18 protein-coding genes are annotated in these 13,880 nt (G+C 65.3%); 14 read left to right on the forward strand and 4 right to left on the reverse strand.

Translation table 11 applies throughout. The features are described from left to right. Positions 1 to 227 precede the first annotated feature (227 nt). The 4 genes from J2T57_RS06895 (at position 228) to J2T57_RS06910 (ending at position 3,919) form a co-directional block, all read left to right on the forward strand. The gene (locus tag J2T57_RS06895) at positions 228 to 758 is read left to right on the forward strand and encodes a hypothetical protein (protein ID WP_253476198.1); all 531 of its coding nucleotides are present in this window, start codon (positions 228 to 230) and stop codon (positions 756 to 758) included. A gap of 97 nt (positions 759 to 855) precedes the next feature. After that, complete coding sequence (locus J2T57_RS06900; RefSeq protein WP_253476200.1) at positions 856 to 1,875, forward strand: hypothetical protein; 1,020 nt, start codon at positions 856 to 858, stop codon at positions 1,873 to 1,875. A 186-nt stretch (positions 1,876 to 2,061) separates the two neighbouring features. After that, on the forward strand, positions 2,062 to 2,784 hold the full coding sequence (locus J2T57_RS06905) for a hypothetical protein (RefSeq protein ID WP_253476202.1): 723 nt from the start codon (positions 2,062 to 2,064) through the stop codon (positions 2,782 to 2,784). Between the two features lie 196 nt (positions 2,785 to 2,980). Next, a complete protein-coding gene (locus J2T57_RS06910) occupies positions 2,981 to 3,919 on the forward strand; it encodes a nuclease-related domain-containing protein (RefSeq protein WP_253476204.1) in 939 nt (312 codons plus the stop codon). 143 nt (positions 3,920 to 4,062) lie between these two features. Here the strand turns inward: J2T57_RS06910 and J2T57_RS06915 are convergent, their stop codons facing one another. Further along, on the reverse strand, positions 4,063 to 4,215 hold the full coding sequence (locus J2T57_RS06915; protein WP_253476206.1) for a hypothetical protein: 153 nt from the start codon (positions 4,213 to 4,215) through the stop codon (positions 4,063 to 4,065). 452 nt (positions 4,216 to 4,667) lie between these two features. On the opposite strand from J2T57_RS06915, the gene J2T57_RS06920 reads away from it, so the two are divergent. Further along, positions 4,668 to 5,510 (forward strand): hypothetical protein, encoded by an 843-nt coding sequence (locus tag J2T57_RS06920; RefSeq protein WP_253476208.1) that lies wholly within the window; start codon positions 4,668 to 4,670, stop codon positions 5,508 to 5,510. Positions 5,511 to 5,616: 106 nt separating this feature from the next. On the opposite strand, the gene J2T57_RS22390 is transcribed toward J2T57_RS06920, so the two are convergent. After that, positions 5,617 to 6,084 (reverse strand): ribonuclease toxin HepT-like protein, encoded by a 468-nt coding sequence (locus J2T57_RS22390; RefSeq protein ID WP_366519083.1) that lies wholly within the window; start codon positions 6,082 to 6,084, stop codon positions 5,617 to 5,619. On the opposite strand from J2T57_RS22390, the gene J2T57_RS06930 reads away from it, so the two are divergent. After that, positions 6,051 to 6,566, forward strand: a complete 516-nt coding sequence (locus tag J2T57_RS06930) for a hypothetical protein (RefSeq protein WP_253476212.1) — start codon at positions 6,051 to 6,053, stop codon at positions 6,564 to 6,566. The genes J2T57_RS22390 and J2T57_RS06930 overlap by 34 nt on opposite strands. Positions 6,567 to 6,571: 5 nt before the next feature. Here the strand turns inward: J2T57_RS06930 and J2T57_RS06935 are convergent, their stop codons facing one another. After that, on the reverse strand, positions 6,572 to 7,249 hold the full coding sequence (locus tag J2T57_RS06935) for an HAD family hydrolase (RefSeq protein ID WP_253476214.1): 678 nt from the start codon (positions 7,247 to 7,249) through the stop codon (positions 6,572 to 6,574). A 154-nt stretch (positions 7,250 to 7,403) separates the two neighbouring features. Here J2T57_RS06935 and J2T57_RS06940 point away from each other — a divergent pair, with 154 nt between their 5' ends. The 3 genes from J2T57_RS06940 (at position 7,404) to J2T57_RS06950 (ending at position 10,253) form a co-directional block, all read left to right on the forward strand. Beyond that, positions 7,404 to 8,168: a hypothetical protein gene (locus J2T57_RS06940; protein WP_253476216.1), complete on the forward strand. Its 765-nt coding sequence runs from the start codon at positions 7,404 to 7,406 to the stop codon at positions 8,166 to 8,168. A 294-nt stretch (positions 8,169 to 8,462) separates the two neighbouring features. After that, positions 8,463 to 9,509: a hypothetical protein gene (locus J2T57_RS06945; protein WP_253476218.1), complete on the forward strand. Its 1,047-nt coding sequence runs from the start codon at positions 8,463 to 8,465 to the stop codon at positions 9,507 to 9,509. A gap of 222 nt (positions 9,510 to 9,731) precedes the next feature. Next, the gene (locus J2T57_RS06950; RefSeq protein WP_253476220.1) at positions 9,732 to 10,253 is read left to right on the forward strand and encodes a hypothetical protein; all 522 of its coding nucleotides are present in this window, start codon (positions 9,732 to 9,734) and stop codon (positions 10,251 to 10,253) included. A gap of 37 nt (positions 10,254 to 10,290) precedes the next feature. On the opposite strand, the gene J2T57_RS06955 is transcribed toward J2T57_RS06950, so the two are convergent. Beyond that, on the reverse strand, positions 10,291 to 11,250 hold the full coding sequence (locus J2T57_RS06955) for a hypothetical protein (protein WP_253476222.1): 960 nt from the start codon (positions 11,248 to 11,250) through the stop codon (positions 10,291 to 10,293). A gap of 229 nt (positions 11,251 to 11,479) precedes the next feature. Here J2T57_RS06955 and J2T57_RS06960 point away from each other — a divergent pair, with 229 nt between their 5' ends. From J2T57_RS06960 to J2T57_RS06980, 5 genes are all read left to right on the forward strand, one after another. Beyond that, entirely contained in the window at positions 11,480 to 11,773 is a 294-nt protein-coding gene (locus J2T57_RS06960; RefSeq protein ID WP_253476224.1) for a hypothetical protein, read from the forward strand. A gap of 108 nt (positions 11,774 to 11,881) precedes the next feature. Beyond that, a complete protein-coding gene (locus tag J2T57_RS06965) occupies positions 11,882 to 12,472 on the forward strand; it encodes a DUF7007 domain-containing protein (RefSeq protein WP_253476226.1) in 591 nt (196 codons plus the stop codon). 125 nt (positions 12,473 to 12,597) lie between these two features. Next, positions 12,598 to 13,068, forward strand: a complete 471-nt coding sequence (locus J2T57_RS06970) for a hypothetical protein (RefSeq protein ID WP_253476228.1) — start codon at positions 12,598 to 12,600, stop codon at positions 13,066 to 13,068. A 91-nt stretch (positions 13,069 to 13,159) separates the two neighbouring features. Then, positions 13,160 to 13,312, forward strand: a complete 153-nt coding sequence (locus J2T57_RS06975; protein WP_253476230.1) for a hypothetical protein — start codon at positions 13,160 to 13,162, stop codon at positions 13,310 to 13,312. Positions 13,313 to 13,369: 57 nt separating this feature from the next. Continuing rightward, complete coding sequence (locus J2T57_RS06980; RefSeq protein ID WP_253476232.1) at positions 13,370 to 13,876, forward strand: macro domain-containing protein; 507 nt, start codon at positions 13,370 to 13,372, stop codon at positions 13,874 to 13,876. The last annotated feature ends 4 nt before the right edge of the window (positions 13,877 to 13,880 follow it).

Below are 13,880 nucleotides of genomic sequence, written 5' to 3' on the forward strand. Positions count from 1 at the left end.
ACTGACCACTGTCGGTATCCGCATGGCAACACGCTGTCGCAACGCCAGCAAACCCGCTTGAGCCGAGTCGCTCGTCGCCACCCGCGACAGGCCGAGGCAAGCTGTCACCTGAGAGACGAATCCCCGACTGGAGGCAGATCATTGTGTGTTAATTAATTAGCAGCTATTTAATTGACATTATAATAATAAAGCGTATAATAAATGGCAGTTGAACAGGAGAGACTGCCATGCTGAAAAAGACAATTGTCACGCTCATGCTCATGCTGGTTGGCCTGCCGGGTGTGGCGGTCGCCAATATGCACGGCCTGGCCATTGGCAGCTACCTGGAGCGTGGCGAGTACCGCATGCAACTCCCCGCCTTTACCAACCACTGGTCGCGCCACCACAACCGGGACTTCCAGTGGAACGAGATGAATGAGGGGGCGGGGGTGCAGCTCACGCTCAATGGCGGCAACTGGCGCGAGAGCATCGTCATCGGGGTGCTTGAGGACAGTTTCTACAGCTGGGGCGGGTACGCGGGCTACACGCGGCAGTATATCTTCGCGAAGAACGGCTTCGGGCATATCAGCGGCGGGGCGTTCGTCGGTGCCGCCTACCGCGCCATGTCGGTCGACGGCGGCAACATCTTCCTGCCGATGGCGCTACCGACACTGACCATCGAGGCCCACCGGGGCATTGGGCTCAACATCACCGGCCTGCCGGATGTCGGGGATAGCTTCAACGGCATGCTCCACGTCCAGATCACGGTGCCGATGTAGCCGCAACCGCGGCGAGGCACTGTCAGTGTGACCCAGTCCCGTATCGCTGCGTGACCCGCGGCTATACTGGGCGCTTGAGAGAAGAAAGGGGGTGGGCATGATGGGGCAACGGATCAGGCTTTTGGCATTGACGCTGGCAGCGGCCAGCGTGCTACTGGTTGCGACACTGACGGCGAGCGCCGATGAGCGGGCCGAGCGCGAGGCGCTGGAGACGCTGCTCTGGGTAGCCTCGGTGGATGGCGGGCTTGACCAGGAGATCCACGCATATTTCTGGAGCCAATTGCGCAAGGTGGTTGGCGGTGACCCGGACAGTCTTGATGCACTCGCCAGATACCTCGGCGAGGGGCAGGAGGCGAACGTGGCCTTTCAGCGGGCAGTCTGGGAGAGTGTGCAGCGCTCGAACGAGGCGGGCGCGGTGGTGCGCACACCCGGGCTCGAGCGGGCAACCGAGGCGCTGATCGCGCAGTTCGGAGAGGCTGTGGTCGGTGATGCGCTCGCCTCCACCGAGTCATTGCTGCGCGGGGCGGCGTTCGGCGAGGTCGTGCGCGGGGGGTCCGGGAGCGTTGGTTACATCGATACCGATTCGATCGCGCGGGTGGTGAGCGGTCTTGATGCCACGGGCGATCGGCTGGCGAAGCTCCTTGACCGGGATTGGGACGGTGCGCTCTCCGAGCAGATCATCCTGCCGGGGCTGGTGCGGGTGCTGACGCCCACGCGCTTCGTGGTTGAGCGGATGGAGGACACGCCCGGCCACGAGCGGACCGAGGGTTTCACCGCCGATCGGCGCGGCTGGGGTGTGGAGGAGGGCTTCTCAATCATTCGCTACGAGGCTGGGGTCGCCTTTGATGGGCGCGCGGGTATGCGCGAGGGCTGCAGGGGGATGTTCTCGATGGTCGGTGCGGGCTGCGAGACCATTCCCATGCCGATGCGTGGCCATGAAGGCGTCCGGGCCTCGACGAGCTTTAGCGAGGCGGGGCAGTCCTTTGGCATCGCCTTCCAGGCGATCTGGCTGGTCGAGAGCCGCGCGGTGGTCATGGCCTTCGTCATAGACGAGGGTGGCGTTGCTGACGCCCAGGCAAAGCTCACCGCACTGCTGACGCGCACACGCTTCGACTGACCGGCCGCCGCGCACGCACGCGCGGCGGATTATTGGCCTGTCGCCGCATGCTATGATGGGAGAGGACAACGCGCCAGTTCACGCCTTGCCGCGCGCACCGGCGCTCGCGTACGCTGGCGAAGTGCCGCCAGCGATTGACATTATTATAAATAAACATTAAAATAAAAAAGACTAACGGGAGGCCCCATGAGCAGAAATGAGTCGGAGTTTGGCACGATCATCATCCCGAGTGCCGAGTGGGCCGGGGTGAAAAAGGCGATCCGCGATGCGCACAACCGCTATCGCGAGGACGTCTACAGTCTCGCGCTTGAGCTCCATGGCGCACTCCATGGCCCGCGCTACAAGGGCAGGCGGAACGTCCGTTATCTGGGCGATTACGGCTCAGCACTCGAAGCCGAGGTGAAGCCAAAGTTTCAGGCCGCGCGCACCGAGGCGCAAATCGAGCGGGTGTTCATGGCAGGCTACCTGGTGAGCTACCAGGCAGGCATCCATGAATCGGGCCTGAGTCGCGAGGAGTGCGAGATGATTGCGTTTCGCCGCCCGCCCAAGCCGCAGAGAAAGACGCTGGATCGGCTGATCCCTGCGGCGACCAACAAGACCCTCGCGTTCTCAAGTGGTGACCTTTACGTCAGCCTCGATGACGAGCAGCGCACGCTGACCTGGCGGGTTGACCGGAATAACCACGCCTGCCGGCGGGCGCGGGAGAGCACCCTGGGGGCTGCCGTATTCAAGGCGCTGGCAGCGGTGAAGTGGACGCGCGGCAGCGGCGGGAAGATCATCGGCAACGATGAGTACAACATCGACGCTGGCGCAGGGATCGAGGGCGGCGGTGGTGGCTATGTCACCAAGGCGTTCGGCCCGGGGCGCAAGGAGGAGAAGGTCGCGTGGGTCAGAACCGTCGGCTGGTAGTCCATCCGGGTCTCCCGGCACAGAAAGGGTGCGCTGCGGCGCGCCCTTTTTCGTGGGGCGCGCGCGGAAGGGCGATCCACGGCTCAACTGGGATGGCTGCTTCAGCGGACCGGACGACCCGCATCCCTGGTGGATTGTCTGCCTGCCAGGAGCAGGCTATTATGGGGGAAATAAAAAATCAGGGTGGTGGCAGGGGATGATCGAGAAAGATCGGGAGGAGCGGCCTGCGCGCGACGTGCGCGAGGAATTCGGCGCGCGCCAGGAGCGCGATGTTGCCTTTTATCTGAGGCGGGAGTTTGCGGCGCGGGACGATGTTGCGGTCTTTAATGATCTTCGCATCGCGCACGAGGGAGAGCATGCGCAGATTGATCATCTGGTCGTGCATGCGAGGGGCTTTGTCCTGGTCGAGTCGAAGAGCATTCACGGCGAGGTGCGGGTCAACAAGGAGGGCGAGTGGTCGAGGAGTTATCGGGGCAGCTGGTCCGGCATGCCCTCCCCGGTGCGACAGGTCGAGCTGCAGAGGCGCCTGCTCGAGCAGTACCTGAATGCGCATGCGGCGCACGTGCTCGACAAGATCGCATTCGGACTCTTCCAGAGCTACTTCGGCGGGCGGATGTGGGATGCGTTCTGCGCGGTCTCAAGTAGTGCCATCATCCACCGTGAGACGATGCCAGCGGAGATCTCGGAGCGAATCGTGAAATCCGAGTTTGTGGGTGAGCGACTGCGCGGAGTGATCGATCGGCGCGCCGTGCTGACTACCTGGCCACGGTTTACCGAGGACGAGTGGCCGACACTGATCGCCTTCCTTCGCTACACGGCGGGCAAGGCGGGGGCTGGCCGCGCGCCTGCCGGCGAGCAAGCCCCTGGGGCGTCCGGGGCGGGCGCGGCCGAGCGCCTCTCGGTGGGTGCCGAGCCTGCTCTGCGCTGCAGGAAGTGTGGCGAAGGGCGCCGTCTGAGCGCCCAGTCGGGCCGCTACGGGTATTTCCTTCGCTGCCAGATGTGCCCGACCAACACGCCAATGCGAAGCGCCTGTCGGGCCTGTGGATCGCACAACGGACGGGTCAGCAAGAGCGGTGCCGCATTCATCGCTACCTGCGGGAACTGTGGGGACGCTGCCACGATCTGGAGGGCCTAGCGCGCCAGCGTGTCGCTGTCCCCATCCGATGGTTGCAGGGGCACCCAAGGCGCGCGCCTGCCATGTGTGGCGGTGGCGATGCGGGGCCGCTCTGGCGGGGGCGGGCGCAACAGCAAGGGCGGCCCGAAGGCCGCCCCGCGCGGCTAGCAGGCCCCGATGCAAAAGCGGGTGATCTCCTCCACGGGGATGACCCGCGCGTAGCTGGTGTGCACGATACCAGCGAGAACGATGAGGACAAGGATCGTCATCGCCTCGCGGCGAATGAAGGCGGCGGTACGCAGGATGGTCTTCGCCATGGGGTCGAGCCTCGTGTCGTTGGGAGAGATTTAATACTAGCATTATTAAATAATGATGTCAATCTATAAATGGCCGGGGGTCTCTCCGCACGATCTCAGGTTGGTTGCGTCAGTGCCATGCTGTCTTTTGACTTGCCAGGTGTCGCCGCCAGCGCCCTGCAGGCAGCGGACTGGCATTGGCATGGCGCCAGAGGGCTGGCTGTCGCGTCGTCCCGGCATGCTGTCAGGCATGCGCATGCCGCCCATTGACTTCATGTTTAATAACTGTATAATTAAAGATAACAGGTGGACAGAAGGACGCCTGCTGGCCTGGCGAGGCCGCCCCGTCCGCCCGAGAGGGTCTGGTGAAACGCGCAGGACACTGATCGGCCCATGCCCACGGACTCCCTGTATGGCGCATGAGCAATGGACGGACTCCCCCTTCGCGCCCTGACCAGAGGATCTCCACACCCATGAAGCTCATCGATCGTATCGAATCCAAATCCGAACTGTTGGCCGCAAAGGATCGCATCGCCATGGTGTTGCGTGATCGCCTCTCGCTCAATCTCCGCCAGGGGAGGCTGAACGAGGTGACCGCGGCACTCCTTGGTGCGCGGGACTGGAATACCGCCGTTGGCGTCGTCAGCAAGCGGGAGCATGAGCCGGTGGCTGACCGGCGCGCGGCCATTGCCGCTGAAGCCTTTGTGGGCGATCTGCGCGATGCCACCAATCAGGACAGGCTGGATGTCTTCTGCCTCGCCTTTGATGACCTGGTGTTTGACCACATCGGCACATCCGAAGCGGTGTCGCGCGAGATCAACAACCAGGGTCCGGTCGCGCAGATTCGGGCGCTGCTTGAGGCGAGCGGCCCGGGGGTGTTCGAGGAGATCATCAAGGCGATCGGCGGCGAGTGGGCACCGCGCCTTATGCTCCGCGAGATCATCCACCGGGCGCTGAGCATGGCGGGCTACGAGCCCCCGGCCATCATGGTTCGCGTCAGCGATGACGCGGGTCATGATGAGTTCCTCGCCGATGCCACCATCTACTTCGAGCACCTGCACCTGACAGGCGAGCTCGAACAGGCGATCGAGCGCATGCGCGCTGGCGGGTTCCGTGGCGAGGCGATGGAGCCGCTGGTCGAGTTCCTCGCCGGTCACCCGCAGCTCACCAGTGCCGAGCCGCAGCGCTTTGCCGATCTGCTGGCGCGCTGTATGTTGCTCGCCGTCTCCGCGCCCGATGAGGCGGGCTACTACTGCGTGGCCAACGAGGCGCAGGTCGACGCCTGGCTTGAGGTCCTCGCCCGACGCGAGTCGTAGGCCCTGGGGCTGCGCGGACGGCACCCGGCATCGGTCCGGTGTCTGCCGCGCAGCCTGCCGATGTCAGATGGCGAACCCAGCTTGATGTCAGCGGGAAGGCGCCTGATCATCCGCCAGGCACATTGTCCGGATCATCAGGGTCAGCCTCCCCCAGCCAGTCGAGCGCTGATGCAAGCGCCGTCGTCTCGCGGTGAAGGGATCGGACTGCCTGTGAAGCAAGATCGCTCAACTCGAGCAGGCGCTCCATGTCGAGTGTGTTGGTGTACTGGTGGCGCGCACGGTGGCGGAAACCGCGCAGCGCGTCCCATCGCTCGAAGCTGGCAGGGCCAAGCAGGGCCGGTCGCACGCCGGGGTTTTCGCGTGCCATGCGACGCAGGGGGACGATGTGATAGTCACTCCCCGCGTATACGACGTGCTGCGGGCAGGGTGGGCGAGCCCGGCCGATGTCGTGCTGTGCGGGGCGATCGGGTAGTCTGGGCGTGGAGTGCGCGCAGGCGCTGGCCGAGGGGATATGGGGGTGTGATGCGACCGGTGATTGGAATGCTTGTGACAGCGGTGCTTGTGCTGCCGCTATGGTCTGCCGCGGCGGCGGAGGATGCGCCGCAGTGGGTGCCGCCCGAGGAGCGCTTCGAGGCCCTTGGGGTGCGAATCATTGACTGGGAGGACTTCCTAGTCGAGCGCCTCGGTTGTGGCGTCGTGGCAAGGCGGATGCGCGATGGCGTCGAGGTGATGCTTGCCCTGATCGAGCGCGGGGCGCTTGCCGAGGACCGGGACGATTGCGTCCTTCCGCTGAGCCTTGAGGCCGGGCAGGTGTCGGACGGGCGCTACGCCGACGAACGCGGAGGATTCCGCTGGCCGCCCGCGGTCGAGGGCGCGCTTGCCAGTGGTTTCACGGTGAACGGTATGCGCTATGCGACCGCTATGGCGGTGATCGAGATCAGTGGCGAGCGTCTCGATTTCCACATGGCGGTGACGCGGCGGGCGACGCCGGAGCAGGCAATCGAGGCGCTGCGCGAGCTCGCCTGGGGCGTGCGACCGCTGCGCGGCTACTGGTAGGGGCGCTAGCGCTCCGGCGCCGAATCAGCGGCGGACTGCGCTGCACGCACCCGCAGGGCGCGCAGCGAGGCGGGACGCTCGATGATCCATTCCGGGTAGTCATCTGGATCGACCGACTCCCAGCCACGCTTCTCGATAAAGCGCATGTTGCGCTTCGCTGCGAGCGCATCGAGAAAGCGCGCAAGCCGCGGCAGGCGATCGTCGTCCGACTCGCCGGTAAACGGGCGAATCGGCACCAGGTTGCCATAGTTGCCGCGAAGCCCGATCGGCAGATCATCGACCATCACCGTGCGCTCAAGCCGAAAGCCGTAGCGCTTGACCTTGGCAAGGTTCTTCTCATGGAAGGCGCTCTGCCCGCCGGCGGCAAAAAAGCCACCCTCAAGGCGATGGCGCAGCGTGCAGTTGCGTCGCGTGAGGAGAAAGGCGGGGCGGGCATGGCGCGGCAGGATGGCGTCAAGGATATGCTCGGCATAGTCGCGCGAGGCCGCGGTGTAATAGCCAACCGGGTAGTGGCGGTGGACGTGGTGCAGAAAGTCGTCAAGGCCAGGCCGCAACAGTGAGTGCTCTCCCATGCCGAGTCTGGCAAGCGAGAGCGCCTTGATGCCGGGCTGCGCCAGTGCCGAGGTTGTGTGGATTAGCGTCTCATCGATGTCGAGGACAACCAGCAGTGGTTCGCGACTCATCCTTCCTCCCGCATCCTGAAACTCCAGTCTAACACGTTGTGCCAGCGTCCACCCATTCGGCATATAAATAATAGACAACAAATTAAATCACTGTTAGGATTTGCCTCATGTGAACGCAACCGGCTGCTGCCGGCTGCCACCCCGGAGAGCCACAGTGACTGCCCATGATGCCGTTGTAACCATTGAGGATGTGCTGGCCACACCGCGCCGCATTGCCCTATACCTGCCGGATCCGGCTGTCTTTGTCACACCCTGCCCGGTGCTTGAGGGCAAGCTGATCGGATTGCCGCTTAGCCGTGAGCCGCTGCGCCTTGTCGCCGATGGGGGGCGTGCTGCGCGCCAGGTCGGTCTTTACGCCGATCTCGAGGCTCCGCGCTACCAGCTCGATATGGGTGCGGTGGCAAACCGCATCCGTCAGGGCTCGGCGCACCGCCTGCAGGAGAGCACCCTTGGCATGACGGGGACGGTGGTGTTCCATGGGCGCTGCGAGAAGGTTGATGGACAGGTGCTGCCTGACGCCTGGGCGCTACGCCTGACCGCACCCTGCCGTGTTGAGACCTACCGGCGCGATCTGGATGGCCGGCTCTGCACGCGCAAGGTGGTGGCTGCCGCCACCGGTGACGTGCTGGTTGCCGTGTCGGGGCAAGCGGCGCTGCCGCGCCACGCCGCACTCCTGCACTACACGGGTGACGCGTTCGAGCAGACCCTGGGCCGGGACCCGGAGAGCTGGTCGGACGAGGGCCTGGTCAAGGGCTTTGCCGATGCGGTGCTCGCCGGACGGCTGCGCGAGGAGTCGCTGCGCGCGCTCTGCCGCCGTATCCAGACCCGCTGCATGGGAGGCCGCCTGGTGGGCGATGGTGTCGCCGACTGCCTGCTGCCGGAGATCGCGGCACGCGCGGCAGTGCTCCCCGGTCAGTAGTCGATTGCCTGCGGTTGCAATCGCGCATCCGCAGGCAGCCAGCCGCCCCTTCGGGGGTAGCCACCTCGCGCTTGCCAGGTACCGGATTGACGGCGCCGCGGAGCGGGGCCAGTCCATGGATCCCCCTGAAGGGACCGTTCGATTCCGCTGATGCGAATACACCCCTGGTGAGGCGAGAGAGCCCTGCACCGCCTGACCGTTGTGCCGGGTGCGCCAGGCCGCCCGGTCTGGACGTGCGTGCGGCGAACGGGTAGAAATAGATGTCAAAGCACAAGACAAGGCGGGGTGGGCAGGATGGGAGTGCAATGGCATGGGCGGATGCGGCAGGCCCTGGGTGTGTGTCTGGCAGGGCTCTGCCTGCTTGTCTCGCAAGTGGCGGGCGCCTACGGCTCACCGGGCGGGCAGCAGTACACCAGTCTTGCCATGGAGTCGGCGCGCGTCGCCCCGGTGACGACCGCGGCGCTTGAGGCGCTCGATGAGGTGGAGCTCGCCATTGAACGTCACGCTGATGGCGAGCTGAGTGACGAGGAGCTGCGCCGCCTGGTGGAGCGTCGTCTTGTTGATGCCCGCCAATACGTCAGCTTCGCGCGCGACAGGATACTCGACGACCACCTGCGGCAGTTTTTGGACCGCAGCCGCATGCAGGGCCGCTGGGCGGGGCTCGCCGAAGAGCTCCTTGTGGACATGGAGCGCCACATTGCCATGGTCGAGGAGATGATCGAGGACACGGCACACGAGACGACACTCTATCTCAGCGGGCGGGAGATCGAGCGCGAGGTGTTTGCCGAGATGCGCTTTCGGCGCATCGGGGTGATGATCGAGGAGCAGGCGCGGGGCTTTGGGCGCCAGGCGCGCATCCATGAGCCTGGGAGCGTCTCCCGCTACCTGCTCAGTGCGGGGTCGCACTCGGGCGAGGCGCTCGCGCACATCATTGATGGCATCGCTGATCGCCTGGAGGATGGCGAAAGTGCCCTTGCCGTGACAGACGCGATGGAGGAGGCGCTTCGCGGCGGCTACCGCGATGTCGCCCGCGGGCGCCAGGCGCTTGGCGACTTCGGCCCGGAGCTTCGAGCGATGGCGGATCAGGCACGCAATCCGGCGGCCACACGCCGCCTTGTTGATGAGATGCTGGTGGCGGCAGAGCGTGGCATTGCAATCGAGCTTGAGACGCTGCGGGGTGTCGAGGCGTTTCTCACCGAGGGTCGCAGAACCGAGAGCCTGCTCGCGCTGATCGACCTCGCCGAGGCGTGGTTCAACACCCTCGGTGAGCTTGAGAACCAGCGCATCGAGAGTTCGATGGAGCGCGCCGATATCCTGAACCGCATGTTTGAGGTCGAATAGGCAAGGGAAAATGCCCGGCTGCGACGCCGGGCATTGCCGTTGTGATTCATTTAATTATTGATATACTAAAAAACACACAGTGGCCGGCAGCGCAAGCGCTGTCTGGCGGCGTTCTGGGGGCGGTTGGATGATGAGCAGACAGAGACAGGGGGCAGCGCCTGCGGGCGGGTTGTCCCGCGCGGGGGGACGCTGCCCGCCAGAGAGTCATCGGGAGGGTGTCTGATGACGACGCGCTGCCCACCAGGGCTTGAGGCGATCGACAAGCTCGCCGCTACGCCAATCGCAGAGCTTGTCCTCACCGTGGGGTTGCCGAAGGCGCGCGAGCGTCTGTGGCGCAATCAGTTCGTGCTCGCATCACCGGCCGTGATGCTTGCCGCGCTGTACTCGCCCGGATTCGCGCTGCTCCTGGCCGGGGGTGCGGTTATCCTTGCCAGGGTGCTCTGCAGGCAGGCGGATCGCGTCGCCCGCGCAATGCTCGTGTGGCTCGCGGAGCGCGACTTCTTTGCTGCCCATGGCGCGCTTTCCGAGGATGAGGCGCTGCTTGCGCCGCTCAGCGTCCAGGAGCGCCATCTGGTGGTCGGCTGGCTGCTTGGCCGGGAGCAGTCAGGCGCACGCCCGCAGGACTGCGCCGCGCTTGGCATCGGGCTTCTGCGGGAGATTCTCCTGCGCGGGGATGACCAGGGCGATGCGGGCCCCGTCTGGTTTAGGCGGATGCGTGCCGAGAAGGCGGCGGAAGTGCGGTAATGGGCGCACCCCTCGAAGATGAGGGGCGCGCGATGGCTTAGATGCCAGGGGTCGCGTCAGACGATCGCTCTGCCTCATGCTGCTCAATGGCCGCCTGGGTGGCGAGGATCGAGAGTACGTCGGCGCGGTCGATCGCGAGGCGCTCTCGCTTCAGGACGTCAGCCTCGACCCGAACGCCATAGCCGTTGGCTGTGCCGAAGTGTACAGCGACGGCAGCCGGATCCTGGCCGTCGGCAAGATCACGCCCAAGCGAGCGGGCCGTCTCCTCGACCTTCGATGCGGGGACCCGTCCGGTTTCGATCAGGAACGTCTCGGCCTCATCGAGGAGGATCGGCAGGTGCGAGCCTGGTGCGCGCGGGCCGTTCAGGCGATCGACCAGGAAGCGGATGAAGTCCTGGCGCAGTTCAAGGGGGCTGCTGTCATCCCCGGCGGGGCTTGCCGGCTGCGTGTCGACGGCCGCATGGACGGAGCGGGCATCATCGATGGCGTGACCGCGAAGCAGCACCGTTGGGCCGACCGCGCGCACCGTCGCAGCGCGCGTCAGAGAGCGCGCGGCGAGGAGGTCGTGCACCTGGGCGACCAGGTCCCGGCCACTGATCTCAAGGGTGCCGACATCGCTGTCCGAGAGCGTGAACTCGATCGCCTCGTCACGGAACAGGACGTCCGGGTCGACCGTGTACTCGATCGGCGCGCCAGCGCCCTCTGCATGGATGAGCGCGGTGACCCTGGCATCGCTCTCGTCGACGGCCTGCTCGGCGTAGGGCTCAATCCCATCATCCTCACCCGAGTCATAGCTCGCATAGCCCTTGCGCAGGGAGCTGAGGTAGTTGATGCCCTCGATGCGAAGCGTGACATCAGGCGAGGTCCCGTTCAGCGCTGCCAGTGGCCCATTGGGCTCGGCGGAGACGGGCTCCTGGAAGCCGGCGGGGAGGGTGAGGGAGGCGCGAAGAAGCTCTGCCACGTCGAGTATCTTCTTGACGTCCGGTGTCTGACTCATGGAATTCTCCTGTTAGTTTAGCTTTAATCATATCACTGCGGCGCACGCCCTTGGGGCGCAGGAGGCCCTCGATCGCGCGCAGGAGCCAGCCCATCTCGGCCTCGCCGCGGGGGATCACGATGCGCTGACTGACGGCGCCCGACTGCGGCGCGATCGGGCAGAGTGCGAGCAGTGACGGGCTCGCCTCGATGCGAAGCCGATGGTGGGCGCTGCCGCCCGCCGGCGAGGGGTGGCAGAGCTCGACCTCGGCCTGCGCGGCACCTGCCGTCATGCGGTTGCTGACCAGGCACAGCGCGTGCAGGAGCGTACTCAGCCCTGGCCTGTCATCGGGCAGATGGACGCGGCAGCGCGCCGGCATGGCGTGCTCATTAAGGGCCTCGAGCGCAACGCCGCCGGTCTGCGTGCGACCAAGCAGCAGTCCTGCCGACTCGCCCATCGCGCCAGCGCGCTGCCAGTGCCCGCGGGCGCTCGCGTAATGCAGGGTGGTGTATGCCATGCGGCCTCCTGTAACAGATTGTATTAGTATACAAAATAATAAAGGCATGTCAACCGCATGGCGCGAGCGCTGGGGATTGACTTTTAATTGATAAACAGTATAATAAATAAATCAATCAGGCGGGAGAGAATCATCATGCGGACACCCTGGGGCAAGGCACAGACGGTGCGGGCCATCGCCGATGGCATACGGGTCGTGTCGACCGCAAGCCATGGCGGCATGAAGCTCGATGCGGCAAGAAACCGCCTGATACCGGAGGCGCTTCGCAGGGCGTCTGGCTGGTATGAGGAGGACTGCGAGGCGGCGATTGTCGTTGCGCACTTTGCGCCGGAGTTTGCCGCCGCGCAAAGCGAGCGGGGCGAGGCAAGTGCCGAGGCCATTGATGCGCTGCGCGAGCAAGCCTGGGGGGTGGTGAGAAACTACTTCCCGGCGGGCTATGAGGTGGCAACCGGTCGCACGCTGGCGCCTGGCGAGTCGGTCGAGCGGGATGGCGAGCAGTTTCATGAGCGCCACCGCGAGGACTGGGTGGTGATCGCCGCACTGGGGGAGGCCGATGGCGTGCACTGCATCGCGACCCGCGGTGGTGTGCGCGGTGATGTCGAGGAGCGCACCTTCCTGGTGGCACGCGAGGAGTACGAGACGAGAAGCCGCCATGGCTTCGTGATCGACCCGGCGCGCCACCGCCGGATCGATGACGCCGCCGAGGGGCCAGGCGTCAGCGGCTGAGTCCGGGCAGGGGGCTCGCAGGACCCGGCAGGCTGGTCGATCTTGACTGGCGGCGCCGAGCCCCCGATCTTGAGCACCGAAGAGGCGCGGCCCCTGCCGCGCCCCAGGTAACGAGGATGACACGCATGCGATACTTTGCCGAGTTATTCGCCGTCGACACCGGGACTGGCGAGCGCACGCCCGCCGCCGAGCGGCTGGTCGTGATTGCAGCGGACGCCACCAGGGCGCGCGCGGCCGTGATCGACGCCCGCTGGGATGCGCGCCTTGACGCAGCCTCCTGCCGACCCGAGGTTGCGCTGTGGCTGGATACGGAATTTTGCTGCGATCGCGCCCTGGTCTCGATCGCGGGCGACGAGTCGGTGGGGATCAGCACGGTGCGCTTCGCAATCGACGCGCCGAGCCTGCTTGATCTCGGGGTGTTCGGCTTTGGCGATGAGCCCGCTGATGAGGACGAGGTGCGCGGTGAGATGGCCAGGGTCACGGGCCTTCTCGCCGCGGCATTCAGCGAGCTCTATGATGGACCCGCCACGGTCACCCTGGAGGGGCTCGAGGTGTCGGAGGGCGAGGCGCTGGTGCTGCCGGTCGAGCCGGCATGAGGCGGCTCGCGATCGGCCGCCTGGCAGCATGAGTGCTTGACATGTAAATAATAAACACTATAATAAGTAGAAGGTCACGGGAGAGCGTACGATGTCTGAAGAAGCACGCACGTTGGCGGAGCAGTTCGGTGGCGTCTGGGGCGAGCACCCCGAGGTGCCGGTCAGCGACTGGGCCTATGAGGTCAGAAACGAGGACACGCGGGTAGGCTATTGGGATTACGTGCTGGGGCGCCTGGAGGACTAGGCGGGGCACGCGGCCCGCGTGCTGGCGCGGGCCGATTCTGCAAACCGGGAGGGGTGAATGGGAGAATCCGAGGTCGTCAAGGGGCTTTCGTATCGCGAAGGGGATCTGGTGGCACTCGCCGATGGCGGTGCCTTTGATCTGATCATCCATGGCTGCAACTGCTTTCACACCATGGGTTCGGGGGTTGCCGGGGCGCTAAGAGCGCGCTGGCCTGCGGTCTATGCGGCCGATTGCCGCACGGCGCGCGGGGCACGTGAGAAACTCGGCAGCTACAGTCTTGCGACGGTCAGAACCGCCTGCGGCGGCGAGCTTCTGGTGGTCAACGCCTACACGCAGTTCGACTATGGTCGTGACCCGAATCGGGTCTATGTCGACTATGGGGCGATCGCGTCGGTGATGCGTGAGATTGGCCAGGCGTACCAGGGTGTTCGCATCGGCCTGCCGATGATCGGGGCAGGGCTTGCCAGGGGTGACTGGTCACGGATCGAGCCCGTGGTCGAAGAGCAGCTTGCGGGTGTCGATGGACAGCGCAATGCGGTCACCGTGGTGGTGCTGCCTGGCTAGGCGG

Source organism: Natronocella acetinitrilica, from assembly GCF_024170285.1.
Taxonomy (GTDB): Bacteria; Pseudomonadota; Gammaproteobacteria; order Nitrococcales; family Aquisalimonadaceae; genus Natronocella; species Natronocella acetinitrilica.